The 20,204-nt window shown below is 63.1% G+C and carries 17 protein-coding genes and 2 tRNA genes; 14 read left to right on the top strand and 5 right to left on the bottom strand.

The window, feature by feature from the left end; all coding sequences use genetic code 11:
• The first annotated feature begins 32 nt into the window (after window positions 1–32).
• The 9 genes from J3D46_RS21480 (at window position 33) to J3D46_RS21440 (ending at window position 8,861) form a co-directional block, all read left to right on the top strand.
• The gene (locus tag J3D46_RS21480) at window positions 33–1,559 is read left to right on the top strand and encodes an ATP-binding protein (RefSeq protein ID WP_253468733.1); all 1,527 of its coding nucleotides are present in this window, start codon (window positions 33–35) and stop codon (window positions 1,557–1,559) included.
• Window positions 1,556–2,230 (top strand): response regulator, encoded by a 675-nt coding sequence (locus tag J3D46_RS21475; protein WP_231339805.1) that lies wholly within the window; start codon window positions 1,556–1,558, stop codon window positions 2,228–2,230. Before J3D46_RS21480 ends, J3D46_RS21475 begins: the two co-directional genes overlap by 4 nt.
• A 31-nt stretch (window positions 2,231–2,261) precedes the next feature.
• Window positions 2,262–2,915, top strand: a complete 654-nt coding sequence (locus tag J3D46_RS21470; RefSeq protein ID WP_231339806.1) for an MOSC domain-containing protein — start codon at window positions 2,262–2,264, stop codon at window positions 2,913–2,915.
• Between the two features lie 401 nt (window positions 2,916–3,316).
• Window positions 3,317–5,485, top strand: a complete 2,169-nt coding sequence (locus J3D46_RS21465; protein ID WP_231339807.1) for a DEAD/DEAH box helicase — start codon at window positions 3,317–3,319, stop codon at window positions 5,483–5,485.
• A gap of 92 nt (window positions 5,486–5,577) precedes the next feature.
• Window positions 5,578–6,138, top strand: a complete 561-nt coding sequence (locus J3D46_RS21460; RefSeq protein WP_253468731.1) for a LysM peptidoglycan-binding domain-containing protein — start codon at window positions 5,578–5,580, stop codon at window positions 6,136–6,138.
• 130 nt (window positions 6,139–6,268) lie between these two features.
• A tRNA-Thr gene (locus J3D46_RS21455) sits at window positions 6,269–6,340 on the top strand.
• 61 nt (window positions 6,341–6,401) lie between these two features.
• Window positions 6,402–6,475, top strand: a tRNA-Met gene (locus tag J3D46_RS21450).
• 65 nt (window positions 6,476–6,540) lie between these two features.
• On the top strand, window positions 6,541–7,197 hold the full coding sequence (locus tag J3D46_RS21445) for an NAD(P)-dependent oxidoreductase (RefSeq protein WP_253468729.1): 657 nt from the start codon (window positions 6,541–6,543) through the stop codon (window positions 7,195–7,197).
• A 92-nt stretch (window positions 7,198–7,289) separates the two neighbouring features.
• On the top strand, window positions 7,290–8,861 hold the full coding sequence (locus tag J3D46_RS21440; protein ID WP_253468727.1) for a Na+/H+ antiporter: 1,572 nt from the start codon (window positions 7,290–7,292) through the stop codon (window positions 8,859–8,861).
• Here J3D46_RS21440 and J3D46_RS21435 read toward each other — a convergent pair.
• Window positions 8,858–10,078 (bottom strand): ROK family protein, encoded by a 1,221-nt coding sequence (locus J3D46_RS21435; RefSeq protein ID WP_231339811.1) that lies wholly within the window; start codon window positions 10,076–10,078, stop codon window positions 8,858–8,860. The genes J3D46_RS21440 and J3D46_RS21435 overlap by 4 nt on opposite strands.
• Before the next feature lie 241 nt (window positions 10,079–10,319).
• On the opposite strand from J3D46_RS21435, the gene J3D46_RS21430 reads away from it, so the two are divergent.
• The 5 genes from J3D46_RS21430 to J3D46_RS21410 all read left to right on the top strand — a co-directional run bounded on the left by J3D46_RS21430 (window position 10,320) and on the right by J3D46_RS21410 (window position 16,247).
• Window positions 10,320–11,591 carry an extracellular solute-binding protein gene (locus tag J3D46_RS21430; protein WP_253468725.1) on the top strand — a complete coding sequence of 424 codons (1,272 nt, stop codon included), beginning with the start codon at window positions 10,320–10,322 and terminating at the stop codon, window positions 11,589–11,591.
• Window positions 11,592–11,614: 23 nt separating this feature from the next.
• On the top strand, window positions 11,615–12,574 hold the full coding sequence (locus tag J3D46_RS21425) for a carbohydrate ABC transporter permease (RefSeq protein ID WP_253468723.1): 960 nt from the start codon (window positions 11,615–11,617) through the stop codon (window positions 12,572–12,574).
• Window positions 12,575–12,588: 14 nt separating this feature from the next.
• A complete protein-coding gene (locus J3D46_RS21420) occupies window positions 12,589–13,434 on the top strand; it encodes a carbohydrate ABC transporter permease (protein WP_253468721.1) in 846 nt (281 codons plus the stop codon).
• A 76-nt stretch (window positions 13,435–13,510) separates the two neighbouring features.
• Entirely contained in the window at window positions 13,511–15,265 is a 1,755-nt protein-coding gene (locus J3D46_RS21415; RefSeq protein ID WP_253468719.1) for a glycoside hydrolase family 13 protein, read from the top strand.
• A gap of 22 nt (window positions 15,266–15,287) precedes the next feature.
• Entirely contained in the window at window positions 15,288–16,247 is a 960-nt protein-coding gene (locus J3D46_RS21410) for an aldo/keto reductase family oxidoreductase (protein ID WP_253468717.1), read from the top strand.
• Window positions 16,248–16,351: 104 nt separating this feature from the next.
• Here the strand turns inward: J3D46_RS21410 and J3D46_RS21405 are convergent, their stop codons facing one another.
• Genes J3D46_RS21405 through J3D46_RS21390 form a run of 4 tightly spaced genes read right to left on the bottom strand, consistent with a single transcriptional unit; the run spans window position 16,352 to window position 20,194 of the window.
• The gene (locus tag J3D46_RS21405) at window positions 16,352–17,284 is read right to left on the bottom strand and encodes a TauD/TfdA family dioxygenase (RefSeq protein ID WP_231339817.1); all 933 of its coding nucleotides are present in this window, start codon (window positions 17,282–17,284) and stop codon (window positions 16,352–16,354) included.
• A gap of 56 nt (window positions 17,285–17,340) precedes the next feature.
• Window positions 17,341–18,276, bottom strand: a complete 936-nt coding sequence (locus J3D46_RS21400; RefSeq protein WP_253468715.1) for an ABC transporter permease — start codon at window positions 18,274–18,276, stop codon at window positions 17,341–17,343.
• Window positions 18,276–19,166, bottom strand: coding sequence for an ABC transporter ATP-binding protein (locus J3D46_RS21395; RefSeq protein ID WP_231339819.1), 891 nt, complete (start codon window positions 19,164–19,166; stop codon window positions 18,276–18,278). Before J3D46_RS21395 ends, J3D46_RS21400 begins: the two co-directional genes overlap by 1 nt.
• Before the next feature lie 2 nt (window positions 19,167–19,168).
• Entirely contained in the window at window positions 19,169–20,194 is a 1,026-nt protein-coding gene (locus tag J3D46_RS21390; protein ID WP_253468712.1) for an ABC transporter substrate-binding protein, read from the bottom strand.
• Window positions 20,195–20,204 lie beyond the last annotated feature (10 nt).

The following is a 20,204-nucleotide window of genomic DNA, read 5'->3' as shown; positions in this document are numbered from 1 at the left end:
ACCCAGCGGGCCAACCATGTAAGGATGTAGCCATGGCGGCACCAGAGGCACATGGCAACGGCGACGACGGCGTGCTGCTGCGGCTGCCGCCGGTTCGCGGCATCGGCCAAGGCCGGGTGGTCACCGGTTTGGTCCTGGCGCTTTTGCTGCCGCCCGCCGTCGAACTTCTGGTGACGGTCCTCGATTTCCGTAACTTCGCGATCACCATGCTGCTGCAACTGGCGGTGGCGGTTGCCGTCGCCGCGATCGGTGGTTTGTGGCCGGCGGTGGTGGCCGCCGTGCTGGGAAGCTTCCTCCTTAACTATTTCTCGGCAGATCCTGTCGGCTCGCTCTCCATCGCCGACCCCACCACGTTGTTCACACTTGTGGTCTTCCTTGCTGTGGCCTGCGGCGTGGCACTGGCAGTCGGCCTGGCCAGCCGGCGCGCCCAGGAGGCAGCTCGCTCCGGAGCCGAGGCCACGGCCTTAAGCGAGTTGGCCCTGAGAATCCTGAGTTCGGACGGCAGCCTGGAAACGTTCCTTGAGAAGGTCCGCAGCAATCTGGGCATGGAAGCGGTGACGTTGCTGGGCTCCGCGGGACCGGGTGGGCCGGCAATGCCAGGTGCGGCTCCCTCGTGGCAGGTGCTGGCGAGCGCCGGCCACAATCCGCCGGTGACCCATGCCGCCGCCGACCACGCCGCCGTCGTCGATCCGCATTACACGCTGCTGCTGCGCGGCGGTCCGTTATCGCCTCAACGCCAGCGTCTGCTGGCTGCCTTCGGGGCCTTCGTCGTGGCCGTGCGGGAACGCCAGCAGTTGGTCAAGAGCCGCCGGGACAACCTGCGGCTGTCGGAGGGCAACAAAATGCGGACGTCCATCCTGCGCGCTGTGTCGCATGACCTGCGGACCCCGTTGGCGGGCATCAAGCTCGCGGTGAGCAGCCTGCGCCAGGAGGACGTGAGCTTTCCGCCGGAGGTCGAGCGGGAACTGCTGGAAACCATTGAGGAGTACGCAGACCGCCTGGATCACTTGGTGGACAATCTTCTGGACATGTCCAGGATTACGGCCGATGCGGTCAACCCGTTGCTGACCGGCATCGTGTGGGCCGAGGTGCTGCCCCAAGCGTTGCGGGGTGTTCCACCGGAGCACCTCCGCAATGAACTTCCGGCCAACCTGCCTCCGGTGCAGGCTGATGCCGGCATGCTGGAGCGCGTGGTGGCCAACATCGTTGAGAACGCCGTGAAGTACGCGCCTGACTCTGATGTGGTCCTGACTGCCCGGGCCGGGGCCGGCATCACGTTGGGCGACCGGCCCGCCAGTGAATTGAGGATCGTGGATCACGGCAGGGGGATGGGCCACGATGAAGTCCTCACCATGTTCCAGCCTTTCCAACGCTTTGGTGATTCGCCGTCACAGACCGCGGCGGGCGGAATCGGCTCCGGCGGTGGCATCGGCCTTGGACTGGCAGTGGCTAAAGGGTTCAGCGAGGCCATGGGCGGCAGGCTCGCCGCCGAGCCGACGCCGGGTGGTGGCCTGACCATGGTGGTCACCCTGCCGCTGTGGACAGGTGACGCGCAATGACGCTGGTTCTGATCGTCGAGGACGAGGCCCGGATTGCCCGCGCCATGCAGATCACCCTTCAGGCGCACGGCTACCAGGCGCTGTCGGTGGGCACGGGGGCCGAGGCCCTCCAGGCCGCTGCCAAGCAGCCGGTGGAGATCGTGGTCCTGGACCTTGGGCTGCCGGACATGGACGGCGTGGAGATCATCCGCCGCATCCGTGGCTGGAGCAGCATGCCCATCATCGTGCTGTCCGCCCGGCACGCGTCGGAAGACAAAGTGGAAGCGCTCGACGCCGGTGCGGACGACTATGTGACCAAGCCTTTCGGTTTGGATGAGCTGCTTGCCCGGCTTCGGGTCGCCTCCCGCCGTGTCGTCACCGAACATGAGGAACCAACCCTGGCCACTGCCGACTTCATGGTGGACCTGGCCGGCAAGAGGATTGTCAAGGATGGCTCGGAAGTCAGGTTGACGCCCACGGAATGGAACATCCTGGAACTGTTGGTCCGGAACAAGGGGAAACTGGTGAGCCAGCAGCAGATTCTCACCCAGGTCTGGGGACAGGCCTATGCCAAGGAAACCCAGTACCTTCGCGTGTACATTGCCCAGCTGCGGCGGAAGCTGGAGCGGGATCCGGCGGAGCCGCGCCATCTGCACACGGAAGCAGGCATGGGCTACCGTTTTGATCCTTAAACCTTCCTGGGGCCGTCCGTAGACTGGTCCCATGAACACCGCTTCCCTCGTTGCCGTCTGCCGTGTCCACCAGTTGCTGCCCGATACCGGCAGCGTGGGAGTCACGGCCATTGACAAGCGCCCCGTAGAAGGTCCCGTCAAGGTCCACAAACTGGGACTTCACGGGGATGTGCAGGCAAGCCGGCTCGATCACGGCGGGGAAGACCAAGCGTTGTACGCCTACTCGCAGGCGGACGCGGACTTCTGGTCAGGTGAGCTGCTGCGCGAGGTAACGGCTGGCCTTTTCGGCGAGAACCTGCGCGTTGCAGGAATCGAGACCACGGGTGCAGTGATCGGCGAACGATGGAAGATTGGCCTGGACGTGGAAGTGGAGGTCACGTCTCCCCGTGTTCCGTGCGCCACGTTCCAAAGGGCGTTGGGGGAGCCGCAGTGGGTGAAGCGCTTCACGCAGGAAGGCCGGGTGGGGACGTACCTGAGGGTGATCAGGACAGGGACCATTTCGGCGGGAGACCACATTCACCGCACGTTCGTCCCCAAGCACGGCATTACGGTGGGCCAGTGGTTCAACGAGCCCACGCCGGACATCGTCCAGGTCCTGCTCGACGCGGAAGCCGACGGCGAAATCCGGCTCCAGGACGAGTACCACTCAAAGTTCGAGAAGGTCCTTCGCCGCCACGGCCTCTAGGGCCTTTTCATGGCCTCGGGGCGGGTGTGGAAGCCGAGTGTGAACAAGCTCACCGGCCATCAGGGGGCCTTAAGTCGCGGTGACGCCGCACCTTGCCCTACACTTGAAATATCCCCCACTCCGGAAATCCCTTTATCCTGCCCAATTCTTGAGGCAGGACTGGTAAGTGTTGGGGCCCGCAATTGTGTGCGGGCATTTTCATAGGGAGAGCCGGCTAAAGAAAACGCTGTACAGACTGCTGGGATAGCAGCCAAGAGATGCAGCGGGAAGTCCTGCCATGGGATTGCGATAGCGCCGGACTTCTTGCGGGAGCAGGGCACTTTGCCTGCCTTCGCGACGAGTACTGCGGCCAAGCCCAACCGGGCCGCGCCGACTGCCCTATGGATGAGGAATTTCCCCCTATGACCGAAAATCTCAACGAAAACTTCGACGCCCAGACCGTAGAGTCCGCTGATGCAGTGGAGACCACCGCGCCCGCCGAAGTTGAAGCACCGGCTGCTGCCGCTGCCCCCGTCGAGAATGCTGCAGCCGAGTCTGCAGCTCCCGCCTTCACCGAAGCTCCTGCCCCCAAGGCAGAAGAAGAGGAAGAAGAAGGCGTCCGCTTCGTCGATCTTGGCATCGACGGTCGCGTTCTGGCCGCCCTGCAGGACGTCGGCTACGAAAAGCCGTCTCCCATCCAGGCCGCCACCATCCCGCTGCTGCTTGAAGGCCGCGACGTCGTTGGCCTGGCCCAGACCGGTACCGGCAAGACCGCAGCATTCGCTGTTCCGGCCCTGTCCCGCCTGGCTGAGCTCCACGACCTCAATGGCCCGTCCCGCAAGACCCAGGCTTTGGTCCTGGCCCCGACGCGCGAACTTGCCCTCCAGGTTGCCGAGGCGTTCACCTCCTACGCCAAGCACATTGACGACTTCACCGTCCTCCCGGTTTACGGTGGCTCGGCCTACGGCCCGCAGCTGGCTGGCCTGCGCCGCGGTGCACAGGTTGTTGTCGGTACCCCCGGCCGTGTGATCGACCACATCGCCAAGGGTTCGCTGGACCTTTCCGAGCTCCAGTACCTGGTTCTGGACGAAGCTGACGAGATGCTGCGCATGGGCTTTGCCGATGACGTTGAGCAGATCTTCCAGCAGACTCCCGAGACCCGCCAGGTTGCGTTGTTCTCTGCCACCATGCCGGGCCAGATCCGCCGCATGTCCAAGCAGTACCTGAACAACCCTGCTGAAATCTCGGTGAAGTCCAAGACCACCACCGGTGCCAACACCAAGCAGCGTTACCTCCAGGTCATGGGCCCGCACAAGCTGGACGCCCTGACCCGCATCCTTGAGGTTGAAGAGTTCGACGGCGTTATCGCCTTCGTGCGCACCAAGATGGCTACCGAGGACCTCGCCGACAAGCTGAAGTCCCGCGGCTTCCAGGCTGCCGCCATCAACGGCGACATCCCGCAGCAGCAGCGCGAGCGCACTGTTGACGCGCTGAAGGAAGGCCGCATCGACATCCTCGTGGCCACCGACGTCGCGGCCCGTGGCCTTGACGTGGAGCGCATCAGCCACGTCATCAACTACGACATCCCGCATGACACCGAGTCCTACGTGCACCGCATCGGCCGTACGGGCCGTGCAGGCCGCAGCGGCGACGCGATCCTGTTCATGACGCCGCGGGAGAAGTACCTGCTGCGTTCCATCGAAAAGGCAACCCGCCAGCCGGTGGAGCAGATGCACCTGCCCACCGCTGAGACCGTGAACACGCTGCGCCTGGGCAAGTTCGCCGAGCGCATCACCGAGACCCTCGCGTCCGAAGACGTGGCAGCATTCCGCGACCTGATCTCCTCCTACGAGGAAGAGCACAACGTTCCGGCTTCCGAGATCGCTGCAGCCCTGGCCGTCATGGCCCAGGGTGGACAGCCCCTGCTGGTCAAGGAACTGCCCGCAGCTCCTGAGTACCAGAAGCGTGAGCGCTCCAAGGACGGCTTCGGTTCCCGCGGCCCGACCCGTGCTCTCACCGAGGGCAACGCTACTTACCGGATCGCCGTCGGACGCCGTCAGCGCGTCATGCCGGGTTCCATTGTTGGCGCCATTGCCAACGAAGGTGGCATCTCCTCGGCACAGATCGGCGGCATCGACATCCGCTCGGACCACTCCTTGGTGGAGCTCCCGGCAGACCTGAGCCCCGAGCAGCTGCGTGCACTGTCCCGCACCCGCATCGGTGGCGAGCTGATCCACCTCGAACTGGACAACGGCCGCAAGCCCAGCGGCGACCGTGGCGGTTACTCCGGTGGTGGCGCCGGTGGACGTGGTGGCTATGGCGACCGCGAGAACCGTGGTGGCGGCAACTTCAAGGGCAACGGTGGCTTCAAGAAGGACTTCCGTAAGTCCGAAGGTGGCGAGCGTACCTCCGCTGACCGTGGTGGCCGCTCCTACAGCGACCGCTCCGAGCGCACCGCAGGCAGCTTCGGCGACCGCGACCGCGGCCAGGCCAGCGGGTCCCGCTTCGGCGGTCACGGTGACGGCGCCCGCAAGCCCCGCAGTGGCGGCGAAGGCGGACACCGCGATTTCAACCGCAAGGGCAAGTGGTAAACACTTCCTGGTGGTAAACACCAAGTAGTTCCCGTCAGGGGGTCGGCTTTCGAGCCGGCCCCCTGATGTGTTTAACGGGGTTACATGCGCCCGTGCCCCGCCGTACCATCAAGGGGCTGGCTGACTGGCCGCAGGAAACAGGAGGGTGCTCCATGGAATTGCTGGACAACGTGAGGAAGAACCTGGGCTTCGGCAACAAAGACCATGGTGAAAAGGATCACAGGGACCATGCCGCTCCGGAAGCGGCCCCGGACGACCAAACGGCGGTAAGCCAGGCAGCGGAGGATGCGGCCGCCGTCGAGGTTTCAGCTGAGGATAAGACGGCAGCCGAGGCTGCAGCAGCGCAGGCCGCCCAGCAACAGGCGGCCGCTGACGCCGCAGCGGCGCAGGAGGCCGAACAGGAGGGCCTGGAACCCGGGCCCCCGGAAGTCCGGCCGCAGGCGCAGGAGGCGGCCTCTGAGGCCGCAGCAGGGTCCGGCCAGCCAGGACCTGTGGCCCCGCGGGTCACCGAGGTAGTTGTGGAACAAGGCGACACCATGGGTGGCATCGCTGCCCAGTTCGGGGTGGACCTCGGCGCGCTGATCGCAACCAACGCAGATACCGTTCCCAACCCGGACCGGATCTACCCTGGACAGGTGCTCCGGCTGCCCTGAAATCAGGTGCCGAAACAGCAGGAAATAGATCAGCAGAACAGCGTCTTCGCAAATTGTGTCGGCGCTGTTTTTCCGCGGTCTTTCGCCGATTTGTAGCTTCTGAAAACGTCCGGTAGAGTATTTACTCGTTGCCCCCCTAGCTCAGTGGTAGAGCGCGTTCTTGGTAAGAACGAGGTCACCGGATCGATTCCGGTGGGGGGCTCTGAATGAGGGCCTGTGTCAAGGCGGTTTTGACCGGCTTGGCACAGGTTTTTCTCATTCGTGGCGGTGTAGCTCAGTTGGTTAGAGCGCACGACTCATAATCGTGAGGTCGGGAGATCGAGCCTCCCCACCGCTACAGAGCAAGACCCCGCAGCTTTCGCCTGCGGGGTCTTTTTTCATTCCGTGGGACAGAATGGGTTCATGAGTCGAATCGCAATCATTGGCGGCCACGGGAAAGTGGCCCTGCATCTGTCCCGCATCCTCAGTGGCGAAGGTCACGATGTCACGTCCTTCATCCGGAATCCCGATCATGTGGCAGATGTCACGGACACCGGCGCCACAGCCGAGGTGCTGGATGTCGAAAACTCGACGACGGCGGAACTCGCCCAGGCGCTCAACGGACACAACGCCGTGGTCTGGTCTGCAGGGGCCGGCGGTGGCAATCCGGACAGGACCTATGCGGTGGATCGGGATGCCGCCATCCGCTCCATGGATGCCGCAGCCCAGGCCGGAGTGCGGCGGTATGTGATGGTGTCCTACATCGGCGCCGCCAAAGACCACGGCGTCCCGTCGGACCACCCGTTCTTCGCCTATGCGGAGGCTAAGGCGGCCGCCGACGATTACTTGCGCAGCACCGGCCTTGACTGGACCGTCCTGGGTCCGGGAACCCTGACGGATGAGCCGGCCACGGGATTGATCCAGACGGACCCGGAAAACCCCGGCGACGGCACGCAGACCTCGCGGGCCAACGTTGCCCTGGTCACCGCGGCAGTCCTGGAACTGCCGGGCACCATCCGCCGGACCATCACGTTCAAGGATGGAGCAGAGGACGTCGTGGACGCCCTCACGCAAGACTGACCAGGGACTGACTTCAGCCCGGGATATGTTGGTAGGGAACTTTTTCGGCTTCGGCGGGGGAAGAGCCGTACAACATCTGGGGAAGCAGGAAAATGGATCAGTTGGCGCTCATCATCGGGTTGCTGCTTGCGACGGTAGTGGCCGTGGGTTTGGGAGACCGGCTCCGGCTGCCGTATCCGGTCCTGATGTTGCTCCTGGCCGTTGCACTCACCTTCATTCCTGGTTTCCCCGAGTTTGAGATCTCGCCTGAACTGATCCTGCCGATCTTCCTTCCACCACTGCTGTTCGCCACGGCGCAGAAGAGCTCCTGGGCGGTCTTCAGAGTGCGATGGCGGACGCTCCTCCTGTTGGCGGTGGCGTTGGTGGTGGTGTCCACCGCCGTGGTGGCCGGTGCTGCGTGGCTCATGATCCCGGGTATCGGAATCCCGGCAGCCATTGCCTTGGGAGCCATGGTTGCGCCGCCGGACCCTGTTGCCGTTGAGTCAGTGGCGGGACGTGTCCACATGCCACGCAGGCTCATTACGGTCCTTCAGAGCGAAGGACTTTTCAACGATGCGGCGGCCATCGTGATCTTCCAGGCCGCCGTTGCTGCCACGGTCTCGGGCAGCGAAGTGGGACCGGAAGTCATCCCGCAGTTCATTATTGGCGCCGGCTTGGCCGTGGTGATCGGCATCGCGATGGGTTGGCTGACCAAGGCCATCACCAAGCTCGTCACCTCAATGGTGGCCCGGAGTGCTGTCACGCTGGTGGTACCGTTCGCGGCCTACATCCTCGCCGAAGAGCTGCATGCCTCAGGTGTGGTGGCCGTCGTCGTGACTGCCTTGGAATTGCAGCGCCATGCTCGGCCGCAGGACGCCGCCGAACGCGTCACCAGGACCGCGTTCTGGGATGTGGTGGAGCTACTGGCGACCGGCTTGGCGTTCGGCCTGGTAGGGCTGGAGATCCGCCACGTCATCCGGGATGAGGGGACGGCGATTTTCGGGATGATTGGCATGGCCGTGGTCATCTGCATCCTGGTCTTCGTTGTCCGGTTCCTGTGGCTTGGCCTGCTTGCCTTGACAGCCCGGAAGCGCAGGAACCTGCTGCAGCCCACCTCGCCCAAGGAAGTGCTGATCCTTACGTGGTGCGGCATGCGTGGCCTTGCAACCTTGGCGCTGGCGTTGGCACTTCCGCTGACCTTGCCTGATGGCAGCGATTTCCCTGCCCGGCACGAGATCCTGGTGATTGCCTGCGCTGTCCTCCTGGCAACGTTGGTGCTCCCCGGCCTCACCTTGCCCTGGCTCATGCGCGTACTGAATGCAACGGAGGACGGTTCGCACGAACAGGATGCCGCCAAAGTCCTGGCCAAGCGCGCCCAGTCTGCTGCAGTTGCGGCATTGAAGGACCACGACCTGATGAAGGAACTTCCGGCAGAGAAAGTGGCGCTGGTCAAGGAAAAGATGCGCCGGCTTCACGCGGAGTTGCTGGATGGCACCCTGCAGAACGAGTCCGTTGCCGAAAAACGGAAGCGCGGACGGGAGCTGTCCATCGCCGTACAGACCATCGCCCTCGACGCCGCGCGCCAGGAAGTGGTGGCTGCCCGTAACGAGCTCGGAACGGACCCGGAAGTGGCCGATCGCGTCCTGAGGCAGTTGGACCTGCGCACGATGTCGATGCCGGACTAGGTCGACACTGGCTTCGGCACTGATGCGGGGTAGAGGTCCAGCGCATGGTCTTCGACATAGTCCAGTGCGTGCCGGACCGCGCCCAGCGAGACGATGCCGTCGCCCAGCGTGGAGGTCGCCAGCCGCGGGGGAGTAAAGGTGAACTCGGGCATCTGCTTTTCCATTCCGGGTATCAGGGCGTGTGCTGATGCTGCCACGGCGCCGGCAATAACCACCAGTTCAGGGTTGACCAGCGTACTGATCGAACCGATGGCCCGGGCCATGCGGTGGGCCAACCGATCAATGGCCTTGATAGCCGCGCGGTCGCCATCAGCCGCGGCGTTGAAAACCATCTCCGACGTCAGGGCTGCCGGGTCGCCGCCACAGAGTTCATGCAGCGTCGTCGTCGCGCTGGCGTCAAGGGCTTCACGTCCCCACAGGACTGCATAATGGGCGATGCCGTAGGTGTCACCCACACCGTCCACGTTCTCGAGGTACCCCAATTCCCCAAAGCCACCAAGCTGCCCGTGGAGCAGCCGCCCCGATTCGAGGATGCCCGAACCCAACCGGTCGCCGGCCAGCATAACCACAAGGTTGTCGACTCCCTGTGCAGTGCCCTGCCAGCGTTCTGCGAGGGCTGCGAGGTTGGCATCGTTTTCCAGGAGGACGTGCCAGCCGTGCCGTTCGGACACAATCCGGCGGACGTCGAAGGATTTCCAGAACTCCTGGGCAGTGAGGACTTCGCCGTCACGGCTGACAGGAGCGGCCACACCCACGGACACGGCCAGAACGGAATCTGCGGAAACGCCGGCCTTTTTCAAGGCGTCAGCCGCGATGCGGTCCAGAACGTCGGCACGCTCGTCGGCCGGGACATTGTAGGTACGGAACGGCATGGTGACCTTGGACAGTGACGTTCCTGCCATGTTGGCCACGATCGCCGTGATCTTGGTGGCGCCGATGTCTATTCCGAGCACACTGGCCGCGCCGTCGTCGAAAACAAAGCGGCGTGCCGGCCGTCCCTTGACGTAGTCTCCGGTGCCCCGCTGGTTTTCCAATTCCTGGAGCCAACCGAGCCGGACGAGTTCATCGCAGATTGAGATGACGGTGGCACGCGAGAGTCCGGTGGAATCCATCAGCTCCGTACCAGTGAGGACGCCGGCGCCGCGCATTGCCTTGAGCATTGCGCTGGCGTTGACGCGGCGGACCAGCTGTGTTGACGGCGCAGTACCGGTCTGCAATGGGTACTCCAAACTCTTCAGGCCGCTCGGCGGGAATGATAGAACGATCTCTCTAAATTTAGTACATAAATTTAGATGACGACGCATTTCACCCAAAGCTTGACGCTGTGGCGCGCATCACTCACCATGGTTAGCGATAGGTCGTAAATTTAGCTCCTATCTAAAGTTCGGGTGGCGATGAGCAGGACCCGCCGCGCGATGGGAATGCGGCCACTGAGGTCCGCAAGACGAAAGGTCTACGGTGTCCGTAAAACTGACACGCAGGAAACGCTTCGCAGCAATGGGGTTGGGCCTGGCTTTGTTGGCGGGGCTTCTCTCAGGCTGCACCGGGGAGCCGGACAAGGAGACCATCCGGTTTACGTTCAGCAAGCGTGAAGCCATTGGCTTCATGACCAAGCTCGTTGCCGAGTACAACGCTTCGCAGAACGACACCGAGGTTGTGCTGGACACTTCGGGTGTGGATGTGGTGTCCGCGAGTTTCGTTCGCGGTAATCCGCCGGACATCGCGCTGGCAAACTACAACATGGAGACCTCGCGCTTCGTTCAGCGTGGGGTGTTGAGCGACTTGTCCGGCACGGACGCTGCATCCCGGATCCGTGAGGATCTGCAGCCGTTGATGGACCAGTACGGCTCGTACCAGGACCGGACCAGCGCCCTTCCGTATTCGGTCATGGCGTCATCGGTGATCTACAACAAGGAGATCTTCGCTGCCAACAACATTAAGGTGCCCACCACCTGGAGCGAGCTGATCACAGCGTGTGAGAAGTTGAAGGCTGCGGGAGTGACGCCCTTCTACGCCACGTGGAAGGACGACTGGACCATCGCCCAAGGGTGGTTCGACTACTCGGTAGGCGGCCAGGTGGACACCCTCGACTTCTTCGACAAGCTGGCTGTGGAAGGCACGGAAGTGGGGCCGGGGTCCTCGGTTTCGTTCCAGAAGGACTTCGAACAGCCCGTAGCCAAGATGCTGAAGCTCGCCACCAACTATGTGAACAAGGATGCTGCCAGCCGGGCGTACGGTGACGGCAACCTGGCATTCTCACAGGGCAAGGCTGCGATGTACTTGCAGGGCCCGTGGGCCTTCAGCGAAATTGCCAAGACCGCCCCTGACCTCAAGCTGGGCACCTTTCCGCTGCCCATGACCGAGGATCCCCAGGACTTGCGGGTCCGCGTCAACGTTGACCTCGCGGCGTGGATACCGGAGGCGTCCAAGCACAAGGAGGCTGCCCGTGATTTCCTCGAGCACCTCTACAAGCCGGAAGTAATTGAGGCCTACAACAAATCGCAGTTGGGTTTCACGCCCACCAAGGATTCGGCCGTTGTTGCTGATCCCCGGATTGAAGGGATGGTGCAGTACTACGACAAATCCCAGGTCTACCAGGGCCCGTCGGTGCTGGTGCCGCGCACCATTCCGATCATGAACTACACCCAAGCGCTCGTGTTCGGCGCAAACCCGGCATCCACCCTCAGCACGCTCGACGCAGATTGGGCGCGCCTGGCGTTCCGCCAGTAGCGCCGAACCAGGGAGTCAACATCATGTCCATCATCACCACATCCACCACGTCCGGGCAGGGCGGCCCAAAGCACGGCGACCCAAAGCAAGCAACCCAGAAACAGCGTCCCCAAGGGCGGGGCAGCAGGCGTCGGGTCGAACCGATCTTCTATCTCTTCCTTGTGCCGAGCCTTGTCCTGTTCACGTTGGCGATCACCATTCCCGGCATCGTCGGCATCTTCTTCAGCTTCACGGATTCCATCGGAATCGGTGACTGGGAGTTCGTCGGCCTGACCAACTACATCGCGATCTTCAGCGACCCCGCCATCCTGCAGAGCTATCTGTTTACCTTCGGGTTTTCCATCGTCACGGTGATCGCGGTCAACGTAGTCGCCTTCCTCCTCGCCGTCGGCCTGACGTCGCGCATCCGGATGAAGTCGGCATTGAGGACCATCTTCGTGATTCCAATGGTGGTTTCCGGAATCATCATCGCCTACGTCTTCAATTTCCTGTTCTCGAACTCGCTGCCGTCGCTCGGTGCTGCGGCCGGTATTCCTTGGTTGGAGAGCAGCCTGCTGGCGAACCCCGACTTCGCGTGGGTAGCCATTGTGCTGGTGACGGCCTGGCAGGCTGTACCTGGCGCCCTGCTCATCTACATCGCCGGCCTGGTGGCAGTGCCCGGGGATGTCTATGAGGCAGCGGAAATCGACGGCGCCAGCAAATTCCAGCAACTGCTGAAGATTACTCTTCCCCTGGTGTCGGGCTATGTGGTCATCAACATCATTCTCGGTTTCAAGGGTTTCCTTAATGCGTACGACATCATCGTTGGCCTGACCAACGGTGGTCCGGGAACCTCAACCCGTAGCATCGCGATGACTGTCATCTCGGGCTTCAACGGCGGCGACTACGCCTATCAGATGGCCAATGCGACGATCTTCTTCGTGGTGGCCATCGTTATCTCTCTCGTACAGCTCTCGCTGACTCGCGGACGGAATGCACTGTAATGACGAACGGATCGATGACCAACAAATCCAGCTTCAAAGTCGAGCGCGTCAACTGGTCGGCGACAACCGTCCTGGTCCTGTGCGCGGTGACCGTGCTCCTACCGCTGTATGTCACGGTTTCCATGGCGTTCAAGACCCAAGGGCAGGCAGTGGACGGCAATGCCTTCTCCTTCCCCGCCCCGTTCAGCCTCGACGGGTTCGTGCAGGCCTGGACGCTGACGAACTTCCCTGTGGGCGCAGCAATGTCGTTGCTGGTGACCGCGGGGACCGTGGTTGCCACGATCATCCTGGCGGCCTTCGCTTCGTACGCGATTGTGCGCAACTGGGAGCGCCGCCTGTTCCGCTACTCGTTCTTCTATCTGCTGGGGGCAATGTTCATTCCGTTCCCGGTAGTAGCGCTGCCGCAGATCCAGCTCACAGGCCGCCTTGGCCTCGACAACCCATTCGGCGTCATCCTGCTGGCCACCATGTTCCAGCTGAGCTTCAGCGTTCTCCTGTTCACGGCTTTCCTACGCTCCATTCCCATGGAACTGGAGGAAAGCGCCAGGATCGACGGCGCTACAACCTGGCAGACGTTCTGGCAGCTGATCTTCCCCTTGCTGGCGCCCATGAGCGCGACCGTGGGAATCTTCGCGTTCCTTTATGCATGGAACGACTTCATGATGCCCTCGCTGATCATTTCCGACCCGGCGCTGCAGACTCTGCCAGTGCGGCAGAACCTGTTCCAGACCCAGTTCAGTAACAACTACCATGTGTCCTTCGCGTCCTACCTGATGGCGATGGCGCCGGCGATCATTGCCTACCTGTTTACGCAGCGGTGGGTCATGGCGGGCGTGACCCAGGGAGCCGTCAAGGGCTGACCTTGTTGACCTTCGACACCCGGGCGTTTCATACTGGTCCGGGATATAAATTTAGATTCTAAATCAAAGGAGTTTCGTGAGCACCTCCGCCGCTCAGGCCCACCGTACCGACGCAGACCGCATGGCCGACCCCAACTGGTGGCGCCAAGCGGCTGTCTACCAGATCTACCCCCGCAGCTTCCACGACGCGAACGGCGACGGACTCGGAGACATCAGGGGCATCACCGCGAAGGTTCCCTACCTCAAGGAACTGGGCATCGATGCCGTATGGCTGAGCCCGTTCTACCCCTCGGCCCTCGCAGACGGCGGCTACGACGTGGATGACTACCGCAACGTGGACCCGAAGCTGGGGACGCTTGAGGACTTCGACGAGATGGCCGCAGCGCTGCACGCGGCAGGGATCAAGATTGTGGCGGACATCGTCCCCAACCATTCCTCCGACCGCCATGAGTGGTTCAAGGAAGCCTTGGCTTCACCCAAGGGCTCTGCTGCCCGCGAGCGCTACATCTTCCGCGATGGGAAGGGCGAGAACGGCGAATTGCCGCCGTCCGACTGGGACTCGGTTTTTGGTGGTCCCATCTGGGATCGCATCACCGAACCGGACGGAACGCCCGGCCAGTGGTACCTGCACATCTTCGCCAAGGAGCAGCCGGACTTCAACTGGGAGAACCCGGAGATCCGTGAGGACTTCCTGAAGACCCTCCGTTTCTGGTCGGATCGTGGCGTGGACGGTTTCCGCATCGACGTCGCCCACGGCATGGCCAAGGATCTTTCCGAGCCACTGCCCATGAAGGCCGACCTGGAGGCCAAGGCCCACGGTACCGATGGCTTCACTGATGGGTCCCACCCGTTCTGGGATCGCGACGAAGTCCACGAGGTCTACGCCGAGTGGCGCAAGCTCTTCAACGAGTACAACCCGCCCCGCACCGCTGTTGCCGAGGCTTGGGTCCACGAGTCCCGCCGTGCCCGGTATGCCAGCCCCGAAGGACTGGGCCAGGCGTTCAACTTCGATCTCCTGCAGTCCGATTTCGATGCTGCATCGTTCCGGAAGATCATCACAGACAACCTGGTGGCGGCGAAGGAATCAGGTGCTTCTTCCACCTGGGTCTTCTCCAACCACGACGTCGTCCGCCACGCCACCCGCTACGGCCTGCCCAAGGGCGGTTCGGTAGCCCAGGGCACCAACGCGGCCCAGGACGTCACCGGGGGCAAGCCCAAGGGCCAGGACGGCAAGGGCTGGCTGCTGGCCGGCGGTCCGGCTGAAGAGCTCGACGTCGAACTTGGCTTGCGTCGTGCGCGCGCCGCGACGCTCTTGCTGCTCGCGCTCCCCGGCTCGGCGTATCTCTACCAGGGTGAGGAGCTTGGCTTGCGTGAGGTGTCGGAAATTCCTGACTCCGAACGCCAGGATCCGTCCTTCTTCCGCAACCCGGGTGTGGAGATTGGCCGTGATGGTTGCCGTGTGCCGCTGCCATGGACCGCGGAAGGCTCGTCGTTCGGCTTTGGTGCGGGCGAAGCACACCTTCCGCAGCCGGGGTGGTTCAAGGACTACGCAGTGTCCACGCAGGACGGCGTGGAGGGTTCCACACTTGAGCTCTACCGTAAGGCCTTGGGCCTGCGCAGCGAACTCCAGACCGATGAGGAACTCGAATGGGTGGAAACCGGCAACCAGGACGTGCTGCACTTCAGCCGCCCCGGCGGCTGGCACACAGTGACCAACTTCGGGAGCGATCCTGTTGGGCTTCCCGAGGGCGACGTCGTGGTGACCAGCGGCCCGCTGGAAGGCGGCAAGCTGCCTTCCGACACCACTGCGTGGGTTGTCCGCAGCGCCTAAGGCGGCGGGTAGGACTGTAAGGATGACTATTGCGAACGGGCGGGGACGCCTCATTTATGGCTGCATGGGACTCGGCGGCCCGTGGGACGGCTCGTCGTACGGTGCGGCCGAGATTGATCAAGCCGCTGCTGTGATAGATGCCGCGCGGGGCATCGGCATTGAGCTCTTCGACCATGCGGATATCTACCGCAGCGGAAAGTCGGAGGCCGTCTTCGGTGAAGTCCTCGCCCGTTCGCAGGGTTTGCGCGCAAAGATCCAGCTTCAAACCAAATGCGGGATCAGGCTGGGGGAGCGTGGGCTGGACACACACTACGATCTCAGCAAGGAAGCCATCCTGGAACGGGTCAATGGGAGCCTGAAAAGGCTCCAAACAGACTACGTTGACCTGTTGCTCCTGCACCGTCCCGATCCCTTAATCGACCCGCGCGAGGTAGCGGACGCCGTCGGGCAATTGGTGGCGGAAGGCAAAGTGCGGCAGCTGGGTGTGTCCAACATGTCCGGCACGCAGATCGCGTTCCTGCAGGACGAGCTGGCGATGCCTGTTGTGGCGAACCAGTTGGAGATGAGCCTGTTGCGCCGGGACTGGTTGGAGAGCACAGTGTTGGTCAACCATGCGGAGGGGCTGGGATACAGCTTCCCGCAGGGGACGCTGGAACATTGCATGGCCAAAGGGATTGAACTTCAGGCCTACGGTTCTTTGGCCCAGGGACGCTACACGGGTGCGAAGTCCGGGGATCTGTCACCGGCCGAGTCGGCAACGGCTTCGTTGTTGGAACAGCTGGCGGGGGAGAAGGACACCACACCTGAAGCGATCCTGCTTGGCTGGCTGATGAAGCACCCTGCACGGATTTCGCCCGTCGTGGGAACCACGAACCCCGCACGCATTCAGGCGTGCGCTGATGCCGCATCCGTGGCTGGCACCATGTCCCGTGCCGAGTGGTACGGACTGTGGGTGGCAGCACGGGGCAGCAACATTCCCTAACACTGGTTTTAACCCAACTGAGTCGCAGTTGAGGCCGTTAAGACGTCTCCATACGGCCTGAACTGCGACTCAGTTGGGTGACAACAGCAACACATGAGGTGCGCCTACGATGCGTGGCTGATCGGGGCCACCACCGAGTACGTGCTCGAATCGCCCTGGATTGCCTGGCTGGGCTTGCCGTCGATGCTGAGCGGGACGTCGCCGGCAATGGTCACCCGGTTGAGTTTGCGCGGCTGGCCATCGTAGTTGTCCGGTGCGTAGTGCTGGGTGATGCGGTTGTCGAACAGGACCACCTGGTTCGGCTCCCAGTTCACCCGGACCACGTTCTCCGGACGCGTCACGTAGGCCTGCAGCAGGCGAATGATGTCCTTGGATTCGGTGTTGGACAGCCCCACGATCCTGAGCCGCTGAGCGAAGCCCCCAATGAACAATCCGCGCTCGCCGGTCAACGGGTGGACCCGCACCACCGGGTGGGCGGTCTCGAACTTCAGGCGCGTGAACTCCTTGCGGCGTTCCTCGGCGTTCTGGTGCTCAAGGTTCTTCGGCACGGAGTAGTCGTAGTCATTGGTGTGGATGGCCCACAGGTTGTCCGCGAAGCTGCGCAGTTCCTCCGGGAGGTCCTGGTAAGCACCGGCCGAGGACGCAATCAGGGTCTCGCCGCCGTAGGCCGGGAGATCGATACTGCGCAGCGTGGATGCCTGCGGCGGGTTGACCACGAAGGTGACGTCCGTGTGCCAATTGTTGGCCGAGCCGTTTTCGCTGTCCACGGGCAGGACGTTCTCTTCGCCCTCCACCGAGGCCACGGTTGGGTGGGCCTTGGTCAGTGGTCCAAAGTGCGAAGCGAACTTCACCTGGGCTTCGTCGCTGAGGATGTTGGCCTCGCGGAACACCAGGGCCTTGTGCTCGTTGAGCGCTGCCCGGATCTGGGCCACGGTGTCTTCGCTGAGGTCGCCGCTGATGTCCAGTCCGCGGATTTCGGCGCCGATGCGGGAACCTAGTTTGGCGAACTCGAGTTTGGTTTCGGTAATGACGGTCATGACGTTGTTCCTTACTTTGTTGTGATGGTGATTGCGGCGGGTGCCGCGTGGGTGGGTCAGGAAGCGGCGGCGCCAACGGCAGTGCGCCAGCGGGAGAAGTGCCGTTCAAGGGCTACCAGGAGGAAGTTCACGCCGAGCCCCAGCAAGGACACCGTGAGGATGCCCGCGTACATGTCCGGGATCAGGAAGCTGCTCTGCGCGTTCACGATCAGGTAGCCCAGGCCGGCCTTGGCTCCCACCATTTCGGCGGCGATCAGCACCAGGATGGACGCGGTGCCGGCCATACGGATACCCGTGAAAATGGTGGGCACGGCGGAGGGCAGGATGACCTTCTGGAAGAGCCGGAAGCTGTTGAGGCCCAGCGAGCGCGCAGCCCGGATCAGGAGCGGGTCCACGGTCTTCACGCCGGCAATGGTGTTCAGGAGGACCGGGAAGAACGCAGCGTAGGCAACAATGCTGATCTTTGACTCCTCGCCAATGCCCAGCAGCAACGTGAACACGGGCAGCAAGGCCAGTGCAGCAGTGTTGCGGAACAACTCCAGCAGCGGGTTCAGGACCGAGTTCAGCCGTCCGTACCAAGCGATGAGCAAGCCAAGTGAAACACCCGCCACCAGCGCTGCGCCGAATCCTGCCACGGATCGGGTGAGGCTGGCCGCGATGTGGCCCTGGATGGTTCCAGCCTCGAACAGCTTGCCCCAGGCGAGGAGCACTTCGTGAAGCGGCGGCAGGAACACCCGCGTAGACGGGCTGGCCAAGTACGTCGGTCCAAGCTCCCACAGTGCGAGGAACGCCAGGATCGCTGCGGACTTCCACAGACCCGACCCGACGGCTCCGGCGACGCGTCGAACTATGCCAGGTGCCGCCGTCGTCGTCTCTGCAACTGCCTGTCGTGCCGCGGAAGGGCCTACAGCGGAAGGTTCGACGGCGGTACTCGCTTCGGGTGTATTGCCCGCCGCGGGCGCCTCTTCAGTTTGCGTGAGTGTGGTGGTCATCAGGCCGCGCTCCTTTCAGTGATGGTGGTGGCGGGCTCGTCGGGGGCGCTTCCGTCCGGGAGGATCTTGCGGTGGCCGGCGTTCTGGGCGCGGCGTACTTCGTCGTGCAGGAGCGTCCAGACTTGATGGCGGTGCTCCACGAAGGCCGGATGGGAACGGATGTCCTCGTCGCCGTCGCGGTCCGGGATGGTGATGTCCACGATTTCCTTGAGCCGGCCGGGGCGGGCGCTCAGCACAGCGACGCGCTCGCCGAGGTAGACGGCCTCGTCAATGCCGTGCGTGATGAAGACGATCGTCTTGCCCGTGGCCTTCCAGATCCGGAGGAGCTCATCCTGCAACTGCTCGCGGGTCTGGGCATCCAAGGCGGCGAATGGTTCATCCATGAGCAGTACGTCAGGCTCGTAGGCCAAGCTCCGGGCGATGGCGACGCGCTGCTTCATACCGCCGGACAGCTCGTGCGGGTAGCGGTCTTCGAAGCCCGCGAGCCCCACCAACGCCAGGTATTCGCTGGCTTTGGCTGCCCGTTCGCGCCGGTTGAGCTTCTTGCCGTCCGGGCCTACGCCTTCGAGTCCGATGGAGACGTTGGCCGAGGCAGTCCGCCACGGGAACAACGCGTACTGCTGGAACACCACGGCGCGGTCCTTGCCCGGACCGGTGACGGCTTTGCCATCCACCAGGACCTCACCGGACGTCGGCGTGGATAGTCCGGCCAGCAGGTCCAGCAGTGTGGTCTTGCCAGATCCGCTGGGACCCACCAAAGTGAGGAATTCGCCGTCACGGACGTCCAGGCTGAGGGAATCGATGGCGGTGAGCCGGGTGGCGCTGGTTGTCTTGGTGGCCCGGACAGTGAATTCCTTGGTGACGTTCCGGAGGCTGATTTTCGCTGTCATGGCTATCCCTTCGCTGTGGCGAGCTCGCTGAACTCGTTGGTGTAGTACTTGGAGGGCGTGAGCTTGTCCTTGACGATGCCCGCTGAGCTGAGCCAGGCCGCCCAACGGGTGAAGTCCTCGTCCTTGATCACGCCCGAGTCCGGGACCCCGGGGCTCTTCCAGAACTTCAGGTTGGCCGTGCTCTCATTCCGGCCGCGGCTCTCGATGATCTTGGTGAAGCGGGCAATCACTTCATCGCGGGGGGTCTCAGCGGCCCATTTGATCGCCTTGGCCACGCCCGTGGTGAACGTGCGGGTGGTGTTCGGGTTCTTTTCGATGAAGTCGTTCCGGAGCACGATCTGGCCGCCCGCGAAAGTTCCGAACAGCTCCACATCGCTGAACAGCGACCGCAGTCCGCCGGCCTCGATGGCCCTGTCCTGCAGCACTCCGCCGAGTGTTCCGGCGTCCACCTGTCCGCGGCGGATGGCTTCCTCGGTGTCGTTCGGTGCCAGCGGGACCAGTTGGACCTGCTTGATCTCGTCCTCGCTGAGTCCGTTCTTGGTCAGCCAGGTGTTGATGACAGCTTCATGGTGGGCGCCCAGCGTGTTGACGGCGATCTTCTTGCCGATCAGGTCACGTGGTTCCTTGATGGTGCTCTCTGCCTTGACGTAGTACCCGCTGAACGTCTTTTCGTCCGAGCCGTAGTAGTTGGTCACTGCCTTGACGGGTGCACCGGCTTCAATGAGCTTGACCACCGCTCCGGAGAATGCGCCGCCGAAGTCAGTCTGGTTGGTCGCCGCCGACTGGATGTCCTGGGGCCCGCTGGTGGTGTTGCCAACCCAGTTCAGCTTCAGGTCGCCCAGGTATCCAAGGTCCGCAGCCAGTTCCGGGAAAGTCACGTTGTTGGCCGAGCCCTGGTAACGGAGTTCCGTGACTTCGGAGCCTGCCTGATTGGCTTGTCCGGCTTCGGCAGCGCCGCCGCAGCCGCTCACCGTCAGCGCTAGTACGACGGCGGCCGCGACGCTCAGCAGGGGCAGGTGCAGTTTCATGGGAGCTACT

The organism is Paenarthrobacter sp. A20 (genome assembly GCF_024168825.1).
Taxonomy (GTDB): Bacteria; Actinomycetota; Actinomycetes; order Actinomycetales; family Micrococcaceae; genus Arthrobacter.
The sequence above is the reverse complement of the archived record's forward strand: the minus strand, read 5'-3'. Positions and strand labels throughout refer to the sequence as shown.

Coding starts and splice junctions, on each gene's coding strand:
- J3D46_RS21475 (WP_231339805.1), top strand. CDS start 1,556: ATGACGCTGGTTCTGATCGTCGAGGACGAGGCCCGGATTGCCCGCGCC.
- J3D46_RS21405 (WP_231339817.1), bottom strand. CDS start 17,284: ATGACCGTCATTACCGAAACCAAACTCGAGTTCGCCAAACTAGGTTCC.
- J3D46_RS21440 (WP_253468727.1), top strand. CDS start 7,290: ATGGATCAGTTGGCGCTCATCATCGGGTTGCTGCTTGCGACGGTAGTG.
- J3D46_RS21445 (WP_253468729.1), top strand. CDS start 6,541: ATGAGTCGAATCGCAATCATTGGCGGCCACGGGAAAGTGGCCCTGCAT.
- J3D46_RS21465 (WP_231339807.1), top strand. CDS start 3,317: ATGACCGAAAATCTCAACGAAAACTTCGACGCCCAGACCGTAGAGTCC.
- J3D46_RS21395 (WP_231339819.1), bottom strand. CDS start 19,166: ATGACAGCGAAAATCAGCCTCCGGAACGTCACCAAGGAATTCACTGTC.
- J3D46_RS21410 (WP_253468717.1), top strand. CDS start 15,288: ATGACTATTGCGAACGGGCGGGGACGCCTCATTTATGGCTGCATGGGA.
- J3D46_RS21480 (WP_253468733.1), top strand. CDS start 33: ATGGCGGCACCAGAGGCACATGGCAACGGCGACGACGGCGTGCTGCTG.
- J3D46_RS21390 (WP_253468712.1), bottom strand. CDS start 20,194: ATGAAACTGCACCTGCCCCTGCTGAGCGTCGCGGCCGCCGTCGTACTA.
- J3D46_RS21400 (WP_253468715.1), bottom strand. CDS start 18,276: ATGACCACCACACTCACGCAAACTGAAGAGGCGCCCGCGGCGGGCAAT.
- J3D46_RS21425 (WP_253468723.1), top strand. CDS start 11,615: ATGTCCATCATCACCACATCCACCACGTCCGGGCAGGGCGGCCCAAAG.
- J3D46_RS21420 (WP_253468721.1), top strand. CDS start 12,589: ATGACCAACAAATCCAGCTTCAAAGTCGAGCGCGTCAACTGGTCGGCG.
- J3D46_RS21470 (WP_231339806.1), top strand. CDS start 2,262: ATGAACACCGCTTCCCTCGTTGCCGTCTGCCGTGTCCACCAGTTGCTG.